General features: G+C 45.5%; 10 protein-coding genes and 1 tRNA gene. 4 read left to right on the plus strand and 7 right to left on the minus strand.

The genetic code is table 11. The features are described 5' to 3' along the window. Positions 1–364 precede the first annotated feature (364 nt). A tRNA-Ser gene (locus KJB05_RS21985) sits at positions 365–455 on the minus strand. Positions 456–785: 330 nt separating this feature from the next. Between KJB05_RS21985 and KJB05_RS21990 the strand changes: the two genes are divergently transcribed. After that, entirely contained in the window at positions 786–1,466 is a 681-nt protein-coding gene (locus KJB05_RS21990; protein WP_208444717.1) for a MaoC family dehydratase, read from the plus strand. A 64-nt stretch (positions 1,467–1,530) separates the two neighbouring features. Here the strand turns inward: KJB05_RS21990 and KJB05_RS21995 are convergent, their stop codons facing one another. Continuing rightward, on the minus strand, positions 1,531–2,358 hold the full coding sequence (locus KJB05_RS21995) for a phosphate ABC transporter substrate-binding protein (protein WP_208444716.1): 828 nt from the start codon (positions 2,356–2,358) through the stop codon (positions 1,531–1,533). Between the two features lie 299 nt (positions 2,359–2,657). Between KJB05_RS21995 and KJB05_RS22000 the strand changes: the two genes are divergently transcribed. After that, positions 2,658–3,014 (plus strand): DUF3024 domain-containing protein, encoded by a 357-nt coding sequence (locus tag KJB05_RS22000; RefSeq protein ID WP_009704672.1) that lies wholly within the window; start codon positions 2,658–2,660, stop codon positions 3,012–3,014. Between the two features lie 38 nt (positions 3,015–3,052). On the opposite strand, the gene KJB05_RS22005 is transcribed toward KJB05_RS22000, so the two are convergent. Both KJB05_RS22005 and rnb read right to left on the minus strand, forming a co-directional pair. Then, positions 3,053–3,847: an AraC family transcriptional regulator gene (locus tag KJB05_RS22005; RefSeq protein WP_208444715.1), complete on the minus strand. Its 795-nt coding sequence runs from the start codon at positions 3,845–3,847 to the stop codon at positions 3,053–3,055. A gap of 72 nt (positions 3,848–3,919) precedes the next feature. Continuing rightward, entirely contained in the window at positions 3,920–5,923 is a 2,004-nt protein-coding gene (gene rnb / locus KJB05_RS22010; RefSeq protein ID WP_208444714.1) for an exoribonuclease II, read from the minus strand. A 380-nt stretch (positions 5,924–6,303) separates the two neighbouring features. Between rnb and KJB05_RS22015 the strand changes: the two genes are divergently transcribed. Beyond that, positions 6,304–8,238: a DEAD/DEAH box helicase gene (locus tag KJB05_RS22015; protein WP_005440656.1), complete on the plus strand. Its 1,935-nt coding sequence runs from the start codon at positions 6,304–6,306 to the stop codon at positions 8,236–8,238. A gap of 50 nt (positions 8,239–8,288) precedes the next feature. On the opposite strand, the gene KJB05_RS22020 is transcribed toward KJB05_RS22015, so the two are convergent. Then, on the minus strand, positions 8,289–9,827 hold the full coding sequence (locus KJB05_RS22020; protein WP_033006261.1) for a bifunctional diguanylate cyclase/phosphodiesterase: 1,539 nt from the start codon (positions 9,825–9,827) through the stop codon (positions 8,289–8,291). 363 nt (positions 9,828–10,190) lie between these two features. On the opposite strand from KJB05_RS22020, the gene KJB05_RS22025 reads away from it, so the two are divergent. Further along, positions 10,191–11,384: an acetate/propionate family kinase gene (locus KJB05_RS22025; RefSeq protein ID WP_208444713.1), complete on the plus strand. Its 1,194-nt coding sequence runs from the start codon at positions 10,191–10,193 to the stop codon at positions 11,382–11,384. 95 nt (positions 11,385–11,479) lie between these two features. On the opposite strand, the gene KJB05_RS22030 is transcribed toward KJB05_RS22025, so the two are convergent. Beyond that, positions 11,480–13,636: a cytochrome c gene (locus KJB05_RS22030; RefSeq protein ID WP_208444712.1), complete on the minus strand. Its 2,157-nt coding sequence runs from the start codon at positions 13,634–13,636 to the stop codon at positions 11,480–11,482. Then, the gene (locus tag KJB05_RS22035) at positions 13,633–14,244 is read right to left on the minus strand and encodes a cbb3-type cytochrome c oxidase subunit II (protein ID WP_208444711.1); all 612 of its coding nucleotides are present in this window, start codon (positions 14,242–14,244) and stop codon (positions 13,633–13,635) included. Before KJB05_RS22035 ends, KJB05_RS22030 begins: the two co-directional genes overlap by 4 nt.

The following is a 14,244-nucleotide window of genomic DNA, read 5'->3' on the forward strand; positions in this document are numbered from 1 at the left end:
TTGGTCAGTAAATCTAGAAGAAGGTGAAAGGGAAGAGTATGTAGTGGGGGAGCAAGCCACTAAGGAATAAACAGTTCTGTATTTTACAAGATTCAAAACGACGAAAGCCTGTTGATTTCTCAACGGGCTTTCTAAATGTGGGGAGTTCGGGGACGCCTAGTCTGGGCTTGCATTCAAGGAGGGGTTTGGGCTAATCCCTTTAAAGCACTGAAATACGAAAGAGCCCGCTAATCTCTTAGCGGGCTCTTTACTGGAATGTGGCGGAGTGCTGGGGTCGCACTCGACTAGGGATTTAGAAATCCCGTAATTTTCCAAATGCTAAAACGACGAAAGCCTGTTGATTTCTCAACAGGCTTTCTAAATGTGGCGGAGAGATAGGGATTTGAACCCTAGATACGCTATTAACGTATGCCGGTTTTCAAGACCGGTGCTTTCAACCACTCAGCCATCTCTCCGTTGCGGGACGTATAATAGGGTGAGGTAGAAACGTTGTAAAGCATTGTTTTAATGAAAAAGAACTGTTTGCTTGTTTTGTGGTCACATCCATAGAGAGGATTAGTACGAAAGGGCACCAAAAAGGACAGTTGTTACAGTATTTTGTAGAGTATTTACTTTATGTTGTGGTTACTTAATAAAATAGTGTTTTATTGCTATCTTTATGAAAAATAAGAAGTAAATGACTTTGAGTATACATGTGTTCGCCCGAAAGTATTTGCAACATAGTGTGAGTTAATTCAAAATTAACTGGTATAGCCAGTTGTGCTTGAATTTATCGAAGGGTTTTTATGAAAGTCACGAATCTATTTAAAGACAAAGTTGGTGCGATTTCCGCTCACCAATCAGAGTTTATGAATTGGATGTCTCCAACGCTACGCGATTATTGGGGTGACTTTTTAGGTCGAGCACAAAGCAGCTTTCTTTTTTCTAAAGTACGTGATCACCAACAGCCAGCTGTAAATGAGGAAGTCATTTGTCAACCAGATCCAATTGTCCTAAAACCAGAAGCGCAAGTTCTATTTGATGAGCTAAGCGAGAAAGTGGGCGAAGTGATCCATGTGGGTGATTGGGTTCATGTATCTCAAGAACGTATTAACCAGTTTGGTTCGGTAACTGAAGATATGCAATGGATTCATACCGATCCAGAGCGTGCTTCAACAGAGTCTCCATTTAAGACTACGATTGCTCATGGTTTCCTTACGTTGGCGCTTTTGCCTAAGTTGACCGATTCTGTTGATCCAGAAAATCCAATGTTCCCAACAGCGAAATTGGTGGTGAATCTGGGTCTGAACCAAGTACGTTTCCCGTACCCAGTAAAAGCAGGCAACAACGTACGCGCATCGAGTACGCTAACTAAAATCACGCCAATCAAGAAAGGTCTTGAAATTGAGCGTGAAATCAAAGTAGAAATTGAAGGCATTCGTCGACCAGGCGCTGTGGTTGTTTCAGTGATTCAATTACACTTCTAATTGCATTCTAAGATTCAAACAAAAAAGAGAGCCGAATTTGGCTCTCTTTTTTTGTGTCTGCGGTTTATTGATTGAAGCTTTTCACTGGAGTGTAGCCGTAATCTGCAATCGCTTTTTGACCTTGTTCCGATTTCAGGAACTTCACGAAGTCTTTGCCGGCTTTATCCAGACCATTCACTTTGTACAGAACCAAGAATGGACGCGCCAATTTGTACTTGTGATTAGCGATGTTGCTTGCCGTCGGATCCGTGCCTTCAAACTGAATGGCTTTTATTGATCGATCAACAGAGCCAACCGAGATGAAGCCAATCGCATGTGGGTTATGGTTAACAATGGTTTTCACCATGCTGTTGCTGTTTACCACAAGATTGTTTGGGTTAATGTCTGAAACCAAACGGTTGTTGATGATCTTGGTAAGACCTAGCAAACTTTCAAAGCTGTAACGAGAGCCAGAAGAAGCTTCACGTGTTACCACAGCGATAGGTTGATCGTTACCGCCAACTTGTTTCCAGTTGTCGACTTTACCTTTATAGATATCAAACAGTTGTTGCTCCGAAAGGTTGGCTACAGAGTTAGTGCGGTTAACAACAACAGCAAGACCGTCATAAGCGATAGGGAACACGTTAAGATCTTCGCCTTTCTCGCTTTCCGTTAGATAACGCGAACTCATGCCAATCTCAACCACGCCTTTGTTCACCATCGTGATGCCTGCGCTTGAGCCAATACCCTGAACGGCAATGTAATCATCAGGGTGCGTTTTATTATACTCTTCAGCCAATACATCCATTACGCGTGCAACAGAGGTAGAACCTGAAATATTGACTTCTTTTGCCATAGCAGAAGGAAGGGACAGAGCCATGGCCAGTAAGGTCGCCACAGAAAGACGTAACATATTTAACTCCATATACGGTATATAGCAGCGCTCATCATATTTCGTTCAGGTTACACTTTTGTGAATGCAGATTGATATCCATAGCGAATGATCGATTGCGCTCGATTTATGTTGATAACTATCAATAATATCGGGTGGGTGGGTTTTACTGATTTGAAGCGAAAGAGGTGACGCAGTTAGCTTTTCGGCATCAAATGGGATGCTATTCTAGGTTTGAGCGGGCGCATGCCCCGATGGTGATTTCTGCCTCTCTCAGGCACTTGGGTATATACTAAGAACAACATATCAGGAGTACGCTCATGTCCGTGTCTCAAATGGCGACCAGTCGCTTGCACAAGTTGGTTCAAACGCTCTGCGCTAGGCGCAATGTCAATTTGCCAGTCGAAGCGCTAGGGAAGTGCTTATACGAGCCTATAGAGAACGGTGTCGAGCTTTATCATGCGCACTTCTTACTTGATTCACAACACAGTGAATACACGTCTCCCATCGCTAAAATTCTATTTGATGCTAAAACTCAGCTTTGGTGCTTTTATGTGCCGATCTATCGTGAAGAAGAATTGGTCTGGGTACCTTATGAAAAGCTACCGAGTAGTGAAACGCTTGAGGTGCTTCTCGCCGAATTAGAAAGCGACCCTCAAGCGTGTTTCTGGGATTAACAGATTTCTCTGCCTGCTAACGCGTAGCGTGCCAAGCGTTACTTTGCTATTTGGCTACGAAACTCTTTTGGCGTAATGCTGTAAATCGATTTAAATGCTGTACTAAAGTGGGCGGCACTCTTAAAGCCTGATTCAAATGCAATCTGAGTGATCGATTTCTGCGATACGCGCAGTTGTGTCGCAGCGTGGTTAATACGTTTCACCTTCAAAATGTGCGAGAACGAAAGGTTCTCCGCTGCCAATCTACGTTTTAATGTCGCGATAGACATGCTCATGTGCGTAGCTAAGGCTTCTAATGTGATGTCTTTCTCGATGTTCTTTTCGATGTACTTAATTGCCTTCTGAGAAGCGGTTAGGCTGCTTGCATCATCAATGATTGACAGTATGTCCGGCTGCACTTCGACCATCAATGAGAGTAGGGCTAGGGCAATATGACCCTGAGCGTACTGGGGCGCTTTATTGTCCGCTAACTCAATTAACGCGTCTTTAAGCTGTGCAATTGATGATTGGCTTTCTGAAGAGAAAGGGTAGAAGCGGCGTTCTTCAGCTTCTGACTGCACATTAGGATGCACAGATTTAAACTCACTAAACAAACCAATATCAAAGACGAGTGCGAGTGCTTTGAAATTGCCTGGTTTGGCTTCAGCACTACGCAAATCTGCGGAGTTATAAAGCGTAAAGTCTCCTGCGTTTAGTTCAATTTGTTCACCACTAGGCTGATTAATAACGAGTGAGCCTTCTTCAACAACGTATAGGCCGTTGTGTGTAGCGGTGTAGCGTTCACTTTTGCGAGCAGTGAAGTGATTAAAGCGAATGATCTCAATGTTCGGCATATTCGTTCTTATCTTTCTTGTATGACATACAAAAAAGGCGCTCATTTGAGCGCCTTTAAACTTCAATCGGTATTATTCACTCACAGTTTCTTCTGTTTGTGGTGCTGGTTTATCAGCGAATACCTGGGTCGGCTTTGCAACGATGCTGCGGTTCTCTTGGTTCACGTCTGCTAGAACGATTTCCAATGTGTCACCTAACTTGTATACCACTTCTTTGTCGATAGAAATGGTACCGTTGTCGCCGTTACACTCAATTCTTTCTTTATTATCAAGAATCAAGCTACCAGGAATAAAGGCTGCTGCGCCATTTTCGAGAAGTCGGACACGTGCACCAGCACGATTAATATCGAAAATCTCACCTGTGAAACACGTTTTCTTGTTTGGCTCGTCCGCTAGAGTGCGTGCGTATAGCCAATCAGACACGTTTCGCTCGGCAATTTTGTGGTGTTTGCGGTGCAGAGCCAGCTCTTCGCCCACTTCATCATCTGGCTTTTGAACTGGTTCTTTGTTCAAAATAACTGCCTTCAGCATGCGGTGATTGATCATGTCTCCGTATTTACGAATTGGTGAAGTCCAAGTCGCGTAGATATCAAGACCCATAGCGTAATGAGGAAGAGGTTGATTACCTACTTCACTGTACGTTTGGAACTTACGAATACGGTTGTCTAAGTATGACGTCTCTTGCTCACCTAACCAGCGGCGAAGTGCGGCAAAGCCTTCTAGTGTTGCGATAGATTCTGCAGTGAATTCTAGTGTGCCTTCTGGGTTAACCAGTTCAACCACTTCTTCGATCTTCTCTGCTTTTAGGCCTGCATGTGTGTTAAATACGCCAGTCTCGAACTTTTCACGTAGCGTACGGCCAGCACAGATGTTTGCAGTGATCATCGACTCTTCAACTAGGCGGTTTGCGCTACGACGCATGTCAGCGTGGATCGCTACCACATCGTTGTCTTCGCTTAGTTCGAAACGGTAGTCAGGACGATCTGGGAACACAACTGCGTTCTTTTCACGCCACTCAGCACGAGCACGAGAGAAGTCGAATAGGTCGCGTACAATCGTCGCAATCTCTTCTGATGGTTGCCATTTATCCGAGCTGCCGTTTTCTAGCCAGTCAGATACGTTGTCGTATGCTAGACGAGCGTGTGATTTGATGTTCGCTGCAAAGAAGTTGATGTCATCACCAATCACGCCATCTTTACTTACTGTTACTGTACAGCAGATAGCAGGGCGGACTTCGCCTTCAATCAGAGAACATAGGTTATCTGCTAGATCGCGAGGCAGCATTGGGATGTTACGACCTGGTAGGTAGATAGTGTAGCCACGTTCGCGAGCCACCTTATCCATATCGTCTTCAGGTGTGATGTACGCTGTTGGGTCTGCGATTGCGATAGTCAGCTCGAAATCGCTAGATTCTGTCTTCTTCGCGTACAGCGCATCGTCCATATCTTTGGTTGATTCACCATCGATAGTCACGAAAGGAACGTGAGTCATGTCTACACGTTCTAGATCCGCGTCGTCTTTCAGTTCCCAGTTCTCGATGCCTGCTGGCTCAGAGTTTGGTAGATCATTTTGAGCAAGCGTTACCCACCAAGGTGCAATCTTGTCGTTTGAATCGGTAATCTTCTCTGAAATTTCTACAAAGAAAGAGTTATCGCCTTTAAGTGGGTGGCGAATTAGATGCGCGACAACCCAGTCACCTTCTGCGAATTCATCAGGTTTTAGACCTTTCTTTAATTTCGCTTTAAGAGAAAGCTTTTTCAGCTGCGGGTGATCAGGTGCTACGTTTAGCTTGCCTTTGAACATTTTTACTCGGCCAATAAAGCGAGTTACGGCTTGTTCTAGCAGCTCTTGTGGTTCTGCGACTTCGCGTTCGTTTTCTGTGCGGATGATGGCAACTACTTTGTCGCCGTGCATGCACTTTTTCATGTACGCTGGTGGGATGAAGAAGCTGGTTTTACTGTCCACTTCCAGGAAGCCAAAGCCTTTATCAGTTGCTTTGATTGAGCCTTCTTTTTTAGGCAGGTTTTCTTGGATTTGCTGCTTAAGCTGAGCTAATAGCGGATTATCTTGAAACATCTTTTTTTTAACTTACCAATGGAATTGGGCACACTATAATCATTGCGCACTATTATTACTACCTAAAGCACACAAATTCGCTGTGAATTATTGATGAATTGAACAGCTTGTTGGTGCTTTTCTCTCCGGAGAATCGGGGGAGAGGTGGAAATTTATGCGAATAATACCATTAGTGAGAATAAATTGTGATGTAATTCAATTTTTTCTAGCTTTTTTTATGCATTTAAGGAATAATCCGCCTCCCTTAGTCGTCCCTAATGGCTTATCGCGGTTGTGTACTGTGCTAATTCCTGTCTGAATGGATTTAGTAACTGGATGGATCAGTATCGAATTGGAAGAGCATATGGGACTGTTTTTTTGTTTAATTAAGTAGGATCCCAATGCAAGATTCTGTTATTCAATTCAGCGATTTATCTCTGAATGATTCTATCCTTTCTGCTCTAGACGGAATGGGTTTCGTGTCACCAACTCCAATTCAGGCTGCGGCAATCCCACACCTATTGGAAGGTGCTGACGCGCTGGGCAAGGCACAAACGGGTACAGGTAAAACGGCAGCATTCTCTCTGCCTCTTCTAAACAAGCTAGATCTTGATCAACGTAAACCACAAGCAATCGTTCTTGCTCCAACTCGTGAGCTAGCGATCCAGGTTGCGGCTGAAATGAAAAACCTTGGTAAAAACATCAAGGGTCTTAAAGTTCTAGAAATCTACGGTGGTGCATCTATCGTCGATCAAATGCGTGCTCTTAAAAACGGTGCACACGTTGTTGTTGGTACTCCTGGCCGTGTTCAAGACCTTATCAACCGTGAACGTCTACATCTTGACGAAGTAAATACTTTCGTACTTGATGAAGCGGACGAAATGCTAAACATGGGTTTCGTAGACGACGTAACTGCGATCATGGAGCACGCTCCAGAATCTGCACAGCGCGTTCTATTCTCTGCAACTATGCCTCCAATGCTGAAAAACATTGTTGAGCGCTTCCTACGTGAACCTGTAACAGTTGACGTTGCTGGTAAGAACCACACTGTAGACAAAGTTCAACAGCAGTTCTGGGTAGTGAAGGGTGTAGAGAAAGATGAAGCGATGTCTCGTCTTCTTGAAACTGAAGAAACTGACGCGTCAATCGTATTCGTACGTACTCGTCAAGACACTGAGCGTCTAGCTGATTGGCTATCTGCACGTGGCTTTAAAGCTGCTGCACTACACGGCGATATTCCTCAGTCTCTACGTGAGCGTACTGTTGATCACATTAAACAAGGTGTTATCGACATCCTAGTTGCAACTGACGTTGTTGCACGTGGTCTAGACGTTCCACGTATTACTCACGTATTCAACTACGACATCCCATTCGATGTTGAGTCTTACATCCACCGTATCGGTCGTACTGGCCGTGCTGGACGTAAAGGTAAAGCGATCCTTCTAGTTCGCACTAACCAAATCCGCATGCTTCGCACTATCGAGCGTGTAACTAAGTCATCTATGGAAGAAATCCAACTTCCTCTACGTGACCAAGTTGCTGAAGCTCGTCTAAGCAAGCTAGCTGCTGAACTGGAAGCTGAGAAAGAGCACAAGTCACTAGACAAATTCGCTGAGCTAGTAGAGAAACTACAAACTTCTCTTGAGATCGACCCAGCGATGCTTGCTGCAATGCTTCTTAAGCGTCAGCAAGGTAAACGTCCTCTATTCTACATTGGCGAAGACCCAATGGTTGAAGCGATTGAGCGTGACAAGCAACGTCGTAAAGAGCGCCGTGAAGGTGGTCGTGAAGGCGGCCGTAGCTTCAACACTCAAGATTGGGATACTTACCAGCTTCAAGTTGGTCGTGAGCAAGGTGTTCAAGTTAAAGACATCGTTGGCGCTCTAGCAAACGAACTAGGTCTTGGTAAAGGTTCTATCGGTGCGATCAAGCTAGCGCAAGGTCACACATTCGTTCAGCTACCTAAAGCAATGACTTCAGACGCTGCGAACAAGCTAAGCAAACTACGTATCCGTCAACAAGATGTTGGTGCTGTAGTATGTGACTTCGATGACTTCCGTGAGTCTCGTGGTGGTCGCCGTGACGGTGGTCGTCGCGATGGTGGTCGTCGTGATGGCGGCGGTTACCGTGGCAACCGTGAAGGCGGCAACCGTGGTGGTGAACGTCGTGAAGGCGGTCGTCGCGAAGGTGGCTTCCGTGGTAACCGCGATGGCAACCGTGATGGTAACCGTGAAGGTGGCGAACGTCGTTTCGATCGCAACCGTGGTGGTGATCACCGTGGTGCGCACCGTGGTGAACGTGGTCACGGCCGTGGTCGTCGCACGCAAGACGCATAATTGCTTAATCATTAAGTGAATTTAAAAACCGAGCCAAGTGCTCGGTTTTTTTATGCGCGTCGAATTCGATGTTGTTCTTCGTCGTGATTGTTCACCCAACTGATGACTTCGTTTAGCGGTAGAGCAGGGCAGAATAGATAGCCTTGGATGATGTCACAGCCTCGACTGCGTAAGAAGTGAAGTGTATCCATGTCTTGAACGCCTTCTGCAACCACTGAGTAACCAAGGCCGTGAGCGAGCGCTATGGTGTTTTCGACAATAGAGCGAGTGCCTTCAGTTTTGCTTGCGGTACTCAAAAAGGAACGGTCGATTTTGATTTGGTCGACAGGCAAGTCTCGCAATAGGGAGAGGGAAGAATAACCGGTGCCAAAATCATCTAAGCTAATTTTGATGCCCAGTCCTTTGATTTGATTGATAAGTGGGTTGAGCTCAAGCACGCGATCAATCGCCATCGTTTCGGTGATCTCGAGACTAATGAGATTTGCAAAGTTAGGATTTTCGCTAAGCATCCTATCGAGCCTAGCGAAAAGTAAATTTGAGGATAGATCTTTGGCTGATAGGTTTACGTGTACAGGCAAGCGAATGCCTTGTTCGATAAGGCTCAATAGATCTCTTTCGACTTGATCCAGCACCCACATGGTGATGTTGTGTACTTGATTGCTGCGTTCTGCAATTGGGATGAAGTCATTCGGTGAGATGTTTTTTCCGTTGCCATCACGCCATCGAATTACCGCTTCAAAGCCGACTGCAAGGTTGGTGTGAGCATCAATCAAAGGTTGGTAATAAAGCTGAAACTCTTCTTTTTCTAAAGCACATTGAATACGTGATGAGATTTCGAGTTGGTATTTAGCACCAACGTTCATGTCTTCATTGTAAAACGCCATTAACTGTCCGTTGCGCTTGGCATGGTACATCGCGATATCTGCACACTTAATAAGAAGATCGTTTGAGTCAGCATCAAAAGGAAATGTACTGATGCCAAAAACGACACGAGAAGAGACCTGAAATTCACCGAGATTGAAACGCTGAGACATCGCATTATCCAATCGTCCGACGAGGTTTGAGCCTGCGCTGTGTTCCGCACAAGAAGTGAGAATCACGAATTCGTCGCCGCCCACTCTAAAAATTTCGTCGTCTCCGGTCAGTTCTGTTTGAAGCCTTTGCCCGATTTGAATCAGCAGTAGGTCTCCACTGAAATGGCCCATCGCATCGTTGATCTGTTTGAAATTGACCACATCAAAAAGAATAACAGAGAAGGGGGCGCCTTCTTGGATGCGGTCATCAATTTGTTCAAAGCAGAACTTTCGATTTGGGAGCCCGGTAAGAGAGTCATGAACAGCATTGTGTTTCTCTCGCTCTGCGACCTTATGCAGCTCATTTATTGAATCGTTACTCCATTTGATGACGAGCACAACAAAAATGCTTCCACCAAATAGCAGTAGCGCCAATCCTGTTTCTAGTAGCGAAGCAACAGGTTTATTGATGATCTCATGAAGAAAGGCCGCGTAGGCAAATATGAACCCGGTGATTAAAATTAACAACACGATCCACCCTGGAACGTCTGTCTTCGAGCAAATACTTTTTGTCATCTGCCATCCCCAGCAGAGCAAAACTAGGCCTATTATGACCAATACAAAGGCAAATGTGGGCACGTTATTATCCCGACCTATTGATAGGTTTGTTAGTTTTTCATTCTCATTAAACAACGTAGCTCATACTTTAGGTTTTGTACAAATATGACTATTCATACATTTGTTGTAATAAGAGATATTTTTTAGTCTTCAAATAAAATCTAAACTTGTCATAGATCAACAAAAAATGTTCAACTAAAAAACTATTACTAAAAGATAGTTGAAAGATTAAAAAATTATTGAATAATAGAAGACACAAACAAGAAGTACGCAGCGCGGAAGCGCAATTACAACCTCTGCTCCACAACAGGAAACTATTTCATGTCTAATTCGTTTGTACTGGTGATCAACTCTGGTAGCTCATCACTAAAATTTGCAGTAATCGACTCTCAATCTGGCGATGCTGTGCTAAGTGGTCTGGGCGAATGCTTTGGTCTATCAGACGCTCGTATGAGCTGGAAATTCAACGGTGAGAAAAAGGAAGTCGCAATCGAAGGCGACGATAGCCATCACAAGATCGCTATTGGTAAGCTGGTAGGTTTAACCGAAGAGTTAGGTCTGGCTCAAGACATCGTGGCTGTAGGTCACCGTATCGTTCACGGTGGTGAGAAGTTCACACAAACTGTTCGCATTACTGAAGAAGTAACGGCTGAAATCGAAAAACTTGCAGACCTTGCTCCACTACATAACCCTGCAGGTGCTATCGGTATTCGCGCTGCTATCGAAGCGTTTCCAAGCCTTCCTCAGTTTGCTGTATTCGACACTGCATTCCACCAAACAATGCCTCAACGCGCATTCACTGGTGCTATCGCGAAAGAACTTTACACTGATTTCGGCGTACGTCGTTACGGTTTCCACGGCACTAGCCACTACTTCGTAAGCCGTGAAGCTGCGAAGATGATTAACAAGCCAGTGCAAGAATCTAGCTTCATTTCTGTTCACTTAGGTAATGGTGCTTCTGTTTGTGCAATTAACAACGGCGAGTCTGTTGATACGTCAATGGGCTTCACGCCTCTGTCTGGCCTAATGATGGGCACACGTTGTGGTGACCTTGACCCAGGCATCATTGAGTACCTTCTTAAGAAAGGTTGGTCTCAAGAGAAAGTGTTCAACTCTTTGAACAAAGCTTCTGGCTTCTTAGGTGTTTCTGGCCTAACAAGCGATGCACGCGGTATTTTGGAAGCGATGGAAGAGGGTCACGAAGGTGCAACTCTAGCATTCCAAGTATTTACATACCGTGTGTCTAAATACATTGCGTCTTACCTTGCTGCTCTTGATTCATTCGACGGCATCATCTTTACAGGCGGCATCGGCGAAAACTCAATGCCAATCCGTAGTGAAATCCTGAAGAATCTTAAACTTCTAGGTTTCGTTGAAGATGTGAAAGGTAACGAAGACGCTCGATTTGGTAACGCAGGTGTTGTTGCTACATCTGAGTTGCTTGGTGCGAAAGCGCTAGTTATTCCTACCAATGAAGAGTGGGTTATCGCTCAACAGTCGGTGGAACTGCTGTAAAACGGCAAAAATTTTGGGAACTAAGTCAAAGCCCTTTCCGGTTGGAAAGGGCTTTTTTTATGTTTAACTAAACAACACTTTCTTTCGGTGGTGTGTTACTTGATATGTATGTTGTTGTCGCGTCTGTCGTACATTTCCGGTGTGGTGTGTAGACCGCCTGCGTAACCCGCTTCTTCCAAGGTTTCCCTCACATCACGAACGTCAGCTGCGGTGACTGGCGTTTGCTGGTCGCCAAGGTGTTTGCGTACAAAGGTAATCAACTCTGCCAATCGAGCGTCAGAGAGGATGTCCTCAAAACTTGCCATTGGCATAAAGTTACGATCTGGGTCGATGTAAGTTGGCTGTAGGCCACGTACCGTTACTGCAATGGTGTTGAACGGGTCGCTGTGCATGATAATGCCGTTGTTCAAGAGCGTTGGTGCTATTGGGTCTCGCCCTTGACCATCGTTACCATGGCATGCTCCACATGTTTGCTTGTAGGTGGCATAGATTGGCTCTTGATAAGCCGCTTCATCAAACCCTTTAGGCTCTAAAGGAACGGCATCTGCGGCAATGAAGTTGTTTACGTCCCCATTGAGAAGATAGTAGGACATGGATTCAACGTCTTCGCGAGTCATTAAACTCAAACTGTTTTTGACCACGTCAGCCATCCCGGCAAAAGCAGTGCCTTTGTCTGAATGACCTGTGTGCAAGAAGTCGGTCAGTGTCTTTTCATCCCAACCACCCACGTACAGCTCCGTAGAGGTAATGTCAGGTGCGTTCCAGCCGTCTATCAAGTTACCTTGGAAGATGCGCTCAGGAATCAATGCTTGCGCAATATTACGCGGCGTGTGGCACTCTGAGCAGTGTCCTAAGCCTGCAACCCAGTATTTGCCTTTTTGCCACTTCTCTACGTCTTCCACCGTACCCTCAAGCTCTGAAGGTAGGCTGTAGTCGATAGGGTCGGTGTCCATAAAGACAATGTTCCAGCCAAGGAGACCAAGGCGAATGTTTGATGGGAACATCATGTGGTTTTCATCGTTACGACGGGCGACGGCAGGGATAGACTGCATATATTCCCACAAATCCGTCATGTCTTGTTCCGTGAGGTATTGATAAGAGGTGTAAGGCATCGCTGGGTACAAGTAACCATGTTTGCCTTTACCGTGTACCAGAGCATCACGAAAGTTGTCGTAATCGTATTCACCAATTCCTTCACTAGCATGAGGAGTAATATTGGTCGAATAGATGGTGCCAAATGGCGTAACAAACGGTAGACCGCCGGCAAAAGGTTCACCACCTTCTGCACTGTGACAAGCCACACAATCCCCCGCGTGTGCGAGATATTCACCACGTTCGACTGATTGAGCGTTAAGTGCTGCGAGTTTCTGCTCTTCCTCTTCGCCAGCTTTGCGAATGTAGGCTCCAATCGCGAGGATTTCGTGTTCTGAGAGTTGATTTTCAAACGCTGGCATCAAGTTATTTAAACCGTAATTGATGGTGTGCTGAATCTCTTCAATACTGCCACCATGAAGCCATACGCTGTCTGACAAATCTGGAACACCAGTTTGTTGATTGGCAAGTGAGCCATCGCCGTGACAAGAAGAACAATATTGAGCGAATAGGTTTTTACCTAATTCGATCTTCACTTCAGGTACGTTGCTGTGGCGTTGATTGAGCGACGCAAGATAGTAAGAAATCTTGTCCACTTCGTCCTTTCTCATCACTTCAACCCAACCGGGCATCGCACCGTTACGGCCTTTCGCGATGGAATGAATGACGGCTTCATCATCACCGCCGTACATCCATTCTTTGTCGATAAGGTTAGGGAAGTGTTTTTGACCTTGTGCATTATCTCTATGACAAGCTGCGCAATGGGTTTGAAACAACATACGACCGCTACGAACGATGTCGGCATCTTGCGCAAGTGCCGCCAAAGAGGTATCGGTTACTTGGCTGAATTGCTGGTCGAGTGTGGTTGATGGTGAGCTAAGTTTGTCGTCCGCTTGGTCATAGTTTGCCAAGCCTTTCCATTCACCAAGCCCCGGATACAGAACCAAATACCCCACAGAGAGTAAAAACGCGACAGCGTAACTAACGAAGAGGAGCTTAGGTGGTGGTGCGTCCTTTTCATCTATCCCATCAAAAGAGGCGATAGTGTGGTCTTGGTCCGCTTTGTGGTTACTTCGCCAATACTTTACGATAACGCCCACCATTAAGACGAAGAAGATTATGGTGCAGGCAACGGCCCACCAGTTCCAGAATGTGCTCATGGTGCCACCTCCTGTGCTGTATCTTGACCAAGGCTTTGAAGATAACGGATCAGCGCTTCGCCTTTGGTTTTACCGCGAACTTGTAAGCGCGCATCGGAAATTTCTTGGTCTGTGTATGGAACCCCTAGTATGCGTAGTGTCTCCATCTTGTCGCCAATTGTATCGCCCGAGAGTGTTTGTTCGAACAGCCAAGGGTAGGCCGGCATTATGGACGTTGGAATGACCTGACGAGGATCGATGAGATGCAATACATGCCATTGGTCAGAGTATTTACGGCCAAGATTGGTTAAGTCCGGACCTGTACGCTTTGAGCCCCATAGATTAGGGAATTCATAAATATCATCTGATTCTTTGTTTGCACGACCATTACGTTTGGTCTCCGGCTCTAGAGGACGAACCATCTGCGTGTGACAGACATGACACCCTTCACTCATGTAGATATCGCGACCAGCAAGCTCAATGGCGGTTAAAGGCTTGGCTAAACTGCCTTTGGCGATATCGTCAGTGCGAAGAATATTCGGCACAACCCAAACCGCGAGTGAGAAGGAGGCCACAACCACCGTAGTGATGATCAAGATGACCACTGAGTGAGTAAAGTCTTTGCTCAT

It is taken from the genome of Vibrio sp. B1ASS3, assembly GCF_905175355.1.
In the GTDB taxonomy this organism is placed as follows: Bacteria; Pseudomonadota; Gammaproteobacteria; order Enterobacterales; family Vibrionaceae; genus Vibrio; species Vibrio owensii.

Coding starts and splice junctions, on each gene's coding strand:
- KJB05_RS21990 (WP_208444717.1), top strand. CDS start 786: ATGAAAGTCACGAATCTATTTAAAGACAAAGTTGGTGCGATTTCCGCT.
- KJB05_RS21995 (WP_208444716.1), bottom strand. CDS start 2,358: ATGTTACGTCTTTCTGTGGCGACCTTACTGGCCATGGCTCTGTCCCTT.
- KJB05_RS22000 (WP_009704672.1), top strand. CDS start 2,658: ATGTCCGTGTCTCAAATGGCGACCAGTCGCTTGCACAAGTTGGTTCAA.
- KJB05_RS22005 (WP_208444715.1), bottom strand. CDS start 3,847: ATGCCGAACATTGAGATCATTCGCTTTAATCACTTCACTGCTCGCAAA.
- rnb (WP_208444714.1), bottom strand. CDS start 5,923: ATGTTTCAAGATAATCCGCTATTAGCTCAGCTTAAGCAGCAAATCCAA.
- KJB05_RS22015 (WP_005440656.1), top strand. CDS start 6,304: ATGCAAGATTCTGTTATTCAATTCAGCGATTTATCTCTGAATGATTCT.
- KJB05_RS22020 (WP_033006261.1), bottom strand. CDS start 9,827: ATGACAAAAAGTATTTGCTCGAAGACAGACGTTCCAGGGTGGATCGTG.
- KJB05_RS22025 (WP_208444713.1), top strand. CDS start 10,191: ATGTCTAATTCGTTTGTACTGGTGATCAACTCTGGTAGCTCATCACTA.
- KJB05_RS22030 (WP_208444712.1), bottom strand. CDS start 13,636: ATGAGCACATTCTGGAACTGGTGGGCCGTTGCCTGCACCATAATCTTC.
- KJB05_RS22035 (WP_208444711.1), bottom strand. CDS start 14,244: ATGAGCAAAGACTTTACTCACTCAGTGGTCATCTTGATCATCACTACG.